We start from the raw sequence: 6,736 nt of genomic DNA, 5'->3' as shown, positions 1-6,736 counted from the left end.
CAGCACCACCACGACATCGGCCGGCACCTTGGCCAGGAAGGCCTCGATCTCGGCGGCCGGCAGGAAGGTGCCGGTCGGGTTGTTGGGGTTGGCGATAAAGACCAGGCGCGTATCCGGCGCGATGGCCACGGCCATCGCGCCGAGATCGTGGCCGTAGTCGCGCGCCTTGACCTCGATGGCGCGCGCGCCGACTTCCTGCGTGGCCAGCGCGTACACCGCGAAGGAGTGTTCGGCATAGACGATCGACTCGCCTGGCTTGACCAGCGCATGCGCCGCGATTTCCAGGATGTCGTTGCTGCCGTTGCCTAGCGTGAGCCAGTCGGCCGGCACATCGAAGCGGGCCGACAGCGCGCCCTTCAGCGCGAAGCCGTTGGCGTCCGGGTAGCGGCCCAGGTCGGCCACGGCGGCAGCGATGGCGGTGCGGGCCGATTCGGGCATGCCGAGCGGGTTCTCGTTCGAGGCCAGCTTCACGATTGCCGATTCGTGCAGGCCGAACTCGCGCGCGACTTCGGAAATCGGCTTGCCAGCCACGTACGGGGAAATCGCCCGCACATACTCGGGACCGAACTGCTTGCCCTGCTCTGCCATGTTCATACCTTCTCTGAAACGTTGTTCGCGGATCGCCGATCCTGTTACCGGCTGGACGGATACGAGCCCAGCACCTTGAAGTAAGCCGCGTTGCGACGCAGCTCTTCCAGCGCGCGCACTACTGAAGCATCGTGCTGGTGGCCTTCGACGTCGACGTAGAAGTAGTACTCCCACGCGCCGCTGCGTGCGGGGCGCGACTCGAACCGGCACATCGACACACCGTTGTCGGCCAGCGGCGCCAGCAGCTGGTAGACCGCGCCGGCCTTGTTGGGCACTGAGAGGATCATCGAGGTCTGGTCGCTGCCGGAGGGCTCGGTCTCGTAGCGGCCGATCCCTATCCCCTGTGTGCCTTGCTTGTCTTGATTTGTCATTGTATGAATCCGCTACGCCACGTCATTGCACAGTGGCAATGCAGTGGCCCTGGAAAAACCGAACCGGCACGGCGGCAGCATCGCCACGCGATACCGCCGCAAACGAAGGATCAGGCCGCGGTCCGCTCGAATTCGCGCATGTACTCGATCAGGGCGGCAACGCCCTCGATCGGCATGGCGTTGTAGAGGCTGGCGCGCATGCCACCAACCGACTTGTGGCCCTTCAACTGCACCAGGCCATTGGCGCGCGCGCCTGCCAGGAAGGCGTCGTTGCGGGATTCGTCGGCCAGGAAGAACGGCACGTTCATGCGCGAACGGCTGCCGGGATCGATCTCATTGCGGTAGAACACGCTCTGGTCGAGGAACTCATACAGCGCATGCGACTTGGCGATATTGCGTTGCTCGATGGCGCCCACGCCGCCCTGCGCCTTGAGCCACTTGAAGACCAGCCCGGCGATATAGATGGAATAGGTCGGCGGCGTGTTGTACATCGAGTCGTGCTCGGCGACCAGGCGCCAGTTGAAGGCGGACGGGCAAAGCGGATGCGCATGGCCCAGCAGGTCTTCGCGCACGATCACGATGGTCAAGCCGGCCGGCCCGATGTTCTTTTGCGCGCCACCGTAGGCCACCTGCACGCGCGACCAATCGACCGGGCGCGACAGGATATGGCTGGAGACATCGGCCACCACGACCGGCCCGCCATCGCGGTGCTGGCCGATGTCGGGCACGTCCTGGAACTCGACGCCGACGATGGTCTCGTTCGTGCATAGGTGCACGTAGGCGGCATCGTCCGACAGCTTCCAGTCCGCCACATCCGGGATGCGCGCGAATTTTTTCGCGGTGCTGGTGGCAGCGATATTCACCTCGCCGTAGCGGCGCGCTTCCTGCTCGGACTTGACCGACCAGGTGCCGGTGACGACGAAATCCGCCTTGGGGCGATCCGCGTCCACGCGACGCATCAGGTTCAGCGGCACGATGCCGTTCTCGCCGATGGCGCCACCTTGCAGGAACAGGATGCGGAAGTTCTTCGGCACCTGCAGCAGCTCGCGCAGGTTGGCCAGCGCCTCGGCCTGGATGCTCTCGAACTCGCGGCTGCGGTGGCTCATTTCCATCACCGAGACGCCGGATCCGTGCCACGACAGCATCTCGTCGGCAGCCTGCAACAACACTTCGGTCGGCAGGGCCGCCGGACCGGGCGAGAAGTTATAGACACGCTCGGCCACGGCGCGCTGCATCATGGCGGCAAGTGCTGGATTCTGGGGTTCGTTCATGGATCGGGATGGAAATGAAAAATGGCTGCCGGTATTACCCAAGCAGCCATTATCCATCAAACCCGCTCCAGATTGGGCGGGCGAGGACAGCGCCCCGCCCGCCCAACCTGCCCGCCGGCGAATTACTTCGCAGCGGCGGCGATTTCCTTCTCGGCGGCATCGCGCATCGACTTGCCGACCTGCGGGCCGTACTTTTGCATCATCGAGCCCCAGATTTCCTGGGTCGCCTTGCCCTGGTTAGCCATGAACTTCTGGCCGGTCGGCGACTTCAGGAACGTGGTCAGGTCCTTGATTTCCTGGGCGCTGTAGTACTTGCCGAAGGCGTCGTAGTGGGCCTTCATGGCGTCGGTCTTGAAGCCATCGGTGGTGAACGCCGTGCCCGCGCCATCGACCATGCGCTGCACCGCGCCGTTCTTCTTGAGCTTCTCGACAGCAGCCTGCTTTTGCTTGTCGTTGAGCGTCTTGTTCTCGACCAGTACCTGCTCCAGGACCATGGGCGCTTCCTGCTTGGCGCCTTGCTGCCAGTTATCCGCCTGGCCCTTGACGGCCTGGTCGGCTTGCATCACGGTCAGGAGTTCCTTGATGGCAGCGGTCTTGTCGGCGTCCTGGGCATGCGCCGCGTTGGCCAGCATCATGGCCGGTACGAAGGCAGCCAGAACAGCGATACGTCGATAGGTTTTGAGCATTGTGACTCCCTTGTAAATATGTCCGTTTTAGTCCCGCTGCCGGCAATCGAGTTCCGGCTAGCGGGTCAATGTTGCAACAACTTACGAATTTGATCCTGTGTCAGGCGTGCCGGCGTCAGTGCCGTCCTGCGCACCTGCCTGCTCACCGTCGGCAGCCGGAGCCGCCGCATCCACCGCGTCAGCCCCTTCCTCGAGTTCGTCTCCCGCCACACCGTTGTCGGCATCGCTTTCGACGATTCGCTGCAGGCCGGACAGCTTGGTGCCCTCATCCACATTGATCAGAGTCACGCCTTGCGTGGCGCGACCCATCTCGCGGATTTCGGACACACGTGTACGGATCAGCACGCCGCCGGTCGTGATCAACATGATCTCGTCCTCCGGCGACACCAGCGCGGCAGCCACTACCCGGCCATTGCGCTCGCTCGTCTGGATCGCAATCATGCCCTTGGTATCGGACGCACGTCGTTCTCGTCGAAGCGCACGGCCTTGCCGGAATCCGAGAACAGCATCACGTCGTGCTGGCCGTCGGTGACCGCAGCGCCGATCAGGTAGTCGCCCTCGTCGAGATCGACCGCGATGATGCCGGCCTTGCGCGGGTTCGAGAACTCGGTCAGCGCCGTCTTCTTGACGGTGCCGCGCGCGGTGCTCATGAAGATGAAATGCTCGGCGTCGAACTGGCGCACCGGCAGGATGACGTTGATCTTCTCGCCATCGGACAGCGGGAACATGTTGACGATCGGCCGGCCGCGCGCATTGCGCGACCCCTGCGGCACCTCGTACACCTTCAGCCAGTACAGCCGGCCGCGGTTCGAGAAGCACAGGATGTAGTCGTGCGTGTTGGCGACGAACAGCGTGTCGATCCAGTCGTCTTCCTTGGTGGTGGTAGCCAGCTTGCCGCGGCCGCCACGCTTTTGCGCGCGGTACTCGGAAATCGGCTGGCTCTTCATATAGCCGCTGTGCGACAGGGTGACCACCATGTCCTGCGGCGTGATCAGGTCCTCGGTATCGAGCTCGGTCGCGTTGAGCTCGATGTGGGAGCGGCGCAGGTCGCCGAACTCGGCGCGGATGGCGGTCAGCTCATCGGTAATGATGGTGCTGATGCGTTCCGGGCGCGACAGGATGTCGAGCAGGTCGGAGATGACCGCCATGACGTCGCGGTATTCCTGGACGATCTTGTCTTGTTCCAGGCCCGTGAGGCGCTGCAGGCGCATCTGCAGGATTTCCTGGGCTTGCGAGTCGGACAGGCGGTACAGCCCGTCGGCTTGCATGCCAAAGATGGCCGGCAGGCCGTCCGGGCGATAGGAGGCGCGGCCGCCTGCGGCTTCGCCTTCGGCGCGTGCCAGCATCTCGCGCACCAGGCTCGAATCCCAGGCCTTGGCCATCAGCCCTTGCTTGGCGATGGGGGGCGTCGGCGCCGCCTTGATGATGGCGATGAACTCGTCGATGTTGGCCAGCGCAACCGCCAGGCCTTCCAGCACGTGGCCGCGCTCGCGCGCCTTGCGCAGCTCGAACACGGTGCGGCGGGTGACGACTTCGCGCCGGTGCGACAGGAAGCAATCCAGCATCTGGCGCAGGTTCAGCAGGCGCGGCTGGCCATCGACCAGCGCCACCATGTTCATGCCGAAGGTGTCCTGCAGCTGGGTGTGCTTATAAAGATTGTTAAGCACCACCTCCGGCACTTCGTTGCGCTTGAGCTCAATCACCACGCGCATGCCGGATTTGTCGGACTCGTCGCGGATATCGGAGATGCCCTCGACCTTCTTGTCCGTCACCAGCTCGGCGATGCGCTCGAGCAGGGTGCGCTTGTTGACCTGGTAGGGCAGCTCGTCGACGATGATCGCCTGGCGCTGGCCACGGTCGATATCCTCGAAGTGCGTCTTGGCGCGCATGACGACGCGGCCGCGGCCGGTGCGGTAGCCTTCGCGCACGCCCTGGATGCCATAGATGATGCCGGCGGTCGGGAAGTCCGGCGCCGGAATCAGCTCGATCAGCTCGTCAATCGTGGCTTGCGGATTACGCAGCAGATGCAGGCAGCCATCGACCACTTCGTTGAGGTTATGCGGCGGGATATTGGTGGCCATACCCACCGCGATACCCGACGAACCATTAATCAGCAGATTCGGGATGCGCGCCGGCAGAATCAGCGGCTCATGTTCGGAGCCGTCATAATTCGGCCCGAAATCGACAGTTTCCTTATCGATATCGAGCAGCATCTCGTGGGCAATCTTCGCGGGAAGCGCGCGCCCGACGATCACGCTCATGGCGTAATCGAGATAGGAACGGCGCATTTCCTCTTCGAGGGAGACCGGAAGGGTTTCTTTGGCGAATTGATCCATTGCGGCGTGGGTTATCCGGCGAATTTAAACAGAAGGCACCCAGGTGAATCGCCATTCGCCAAAGCGGCGTCTGACAGGTGGGCAACGTGACATTCTAACATGCGCGGCTGCCCTCTCCCGCAGCCGCTGCGCCCCCCTTGGCAGGGGCTCCGGCGGCGCCGGGAACGGGCGCGCGGCGCCATGTCCAAAATCCTGCAAGCACGGCCCGACAAGGGTTTGCGGGCATCGCAAGAGCCATGTTGCACAAACACCACAGGCCTAAAACCCATTGATGGAATCGAATATATTTACTTCTTAGGAAACGACCCTTGTGGCACAATTCCCCAGCGAAGAGCCAGACATTGTTCGAAGTGGAGCATACACCGCATCGAGAATGTTATACTCCGAAGAATGTATGACTTGTTTCCGTCCATTTGCTCGCAGTAACCCTGCGGTGATCTCATCCTGAGAGGAGAAATATGAAAAAATTTGCCAAGCTCGCGCTCGTTGCAGCTACCGCAGTAATGGCTGCATCCGCTCAAGCCCAGTCCGTCCCCTACGAAAAGAAGGCTGTGAACGATAACTGGGGCAACGGTACGAGCGAGTACGTGTGGAAGAATGGCACGAACGAGCTCTGCTGGCGCGACAGCTCGTGGACCCCGGCCACCGCCAACGCCCTGTGCGACGGCGCCCTGGCTCCGGCGGTCGCTCCGGTGGCAACGCAACCCCCGGCAGCTGTTCCCCCGGTTGTTTCCAGCGAAAAGGTCACTTTCGCTGCTGACACCCTGTTCGATTTCGACAAGGCTGTGCTGAAGCCGGAAGGCAAGGCCAAGCTGGACGACCTGACCTCCAAGCTGTCGGGCATCACCCTGGAAGTGATTATCGCAGTTGGCCACACCGACTCGTTCGGTTCGGACAAGTACAACGATCGCCTGTCGATCCGTCGTGCTGAAGCCGTCAAGGCCTATCTGGTCAGCAAGGGCGTGGAAGCCAACCGTGTCTACACGGAAGGCAAGGGCAAGCGTCAGCTGAAGGTTGACCCGAAGTCGTGCAAGGGCAACCGCAAGGCACAGATCTCCTGCCAGCAGCCGAATCGTCGCGTGGAAGTCGAAGTGGTCGGCACCCGCAGCGCACGTTAATCGGAATCTTTCCGATGAAAGAAAGCCCAGCGCAAGCTGGGCTTTTTTTTTGATACAGTCGCTGCATATCCTCCGCCTTCTCGCTGCCGCCCTGGTGGCGCGCCAAACTCCATGACGCAGATATCCTCTCCGCTCCATCCCAGGTTGAAACCACCCTGATCGGCAAGAACGCCGATGCGCGCGAAATCGACAAGTTCAGCGAGCTGGCCCATCGCTGGTGGGATCCGGAGAGTGAGTTCAAGCCGCTGCACGAGCTCAATCCCCTGCGGCTCGGCTGGATCGATGGCATCGCCAACATCAAGGGCAAGGACGTGGTCGACATTGGCTGCGGTGGTGGCATCCTGGCGGAGAGCATGGCGCGCACCG

The 6,736-nt window shown here is 62.6% G+C and carries 4 protein-coding genes and 3 pseudogenes; 2 read left to right on the top strand and 5 right to left on the bottom strand.

All coding sequences use genetic code 11. The annotated features are described in order from the left end of the window. From OR16_RS15465 to OR16_RS15445, 5 genes and pseudogenes are all read right to left on the bottom strand, one after another. Positions 1–588: pyridoxal phosphate-dependent aminotransferase (locus tag OR16_RS15465; protein WP_043419910.1), on the bottom strand; the 588-nt coding region annotated here is incomplete at its 3' end. A gap of 44 nt (positions 589–632) precedes the next feature. Then, positions 633–920, bottom strand: a pseudogene (locus OR16_RS15460) (prephenate dehydratase); the annotation flags it as partial. Positions 921–1,069: 149 nt separating this feature from the next. After that, entirely contained in the window at positions 1,070–2,230 is a 1,161-nt protein-coding gene (serC, locus tag OR16_RS15455; RefSeq protein ID WP_006158885.1) for a 3-phosphoserine/phosphohydroxythreonine transaminase, read from the bottom strand. Between the two features lie 122 nt (positions 2,231–2,352). Then, positions 2,353–2,916: a DUF2059 domain-containing protein gene (locus OR16_RS15450; protein ID WP_006158884.1), complete on the bottom strand. Its 564-nt coding sequence runs from the start codon at positions 2,914–2,916 to the stop codon at positions 2,353–2,355. Between the two features lie 81 nt (positions 2,917–2,997). Beyond that, positions 2,998–5,252, bottom strand: a pseudogene (locus OR16_RS15445) (DNA gyrase subunit A). A gap of 458 nt (positions 5,253–5,710) precedes the next feature. Here OR16_RS15445 and ompA point away from each other — a divergent pair. Both ompA and OR16_RS45815 read left to right on the top strand, forming a co-directional pair. Beyond that, on the top strand, positions 5,711–6,370 hold the full coding sequence (gene ompA, locus OR16_RS15440; protein ID WP_006158883.1) for an outer membrane protein OmpA: 660 nt from the start codon (positions 5,711–5,713) through the stop codon (positions 6,368–6,370). Between the two features lie 122 nt (positions 6,371–6,492). After that, positions 6,493–6,736: pseudogene (locus OR16_RS45815) on the top strand (bifunctional 2-polyprenyl-6-hydroxyphenol methylase/3-demethylubiquinol 3-O-methyltransferase UbiG); the annotation flags it as partial.

This window comes from Cupriavidus basilensis OR16 (assembly GCF_000243095.1).
In the GTDB taxonomy this organism is placed as follows: Bacteria; Pseudomonadota; Gammaproteobacteria; order Burkholderiales; family Burkholderiaceae; genus Cupriavidus; species Cupriavidus basilensis_D.
The sequence above is the reverse complement of the archived record's forward strand: the minus strand, read 5'-3'. Positions and strand labels throughout refer to the sequence as shown.

Excerpts from the sequence above, each read along its gene's own strand:
- OR16_RS15450 (WP_006158884.1), bottom strand. The coding sequence starts at position 2,916 with ATGCTCAAAACCTATCGACGTATCGCTGTTCTGGCTGCCTTCGTACCG.
- serC (WP_006158885.1), bottom strand. The coding sequence starts at position 2,230 with ATGAACGAACCCCAGAATCCAGCACTTGCCGCCATGATGCAGCGCGCC.
- ompA (WP_006158883.1), top strand. The coding sequence starts at position 5,711 with ATGAAAAAATTTGCCAAGCTCGCGCTCGTTGCAGCTACCGCAGTAATG.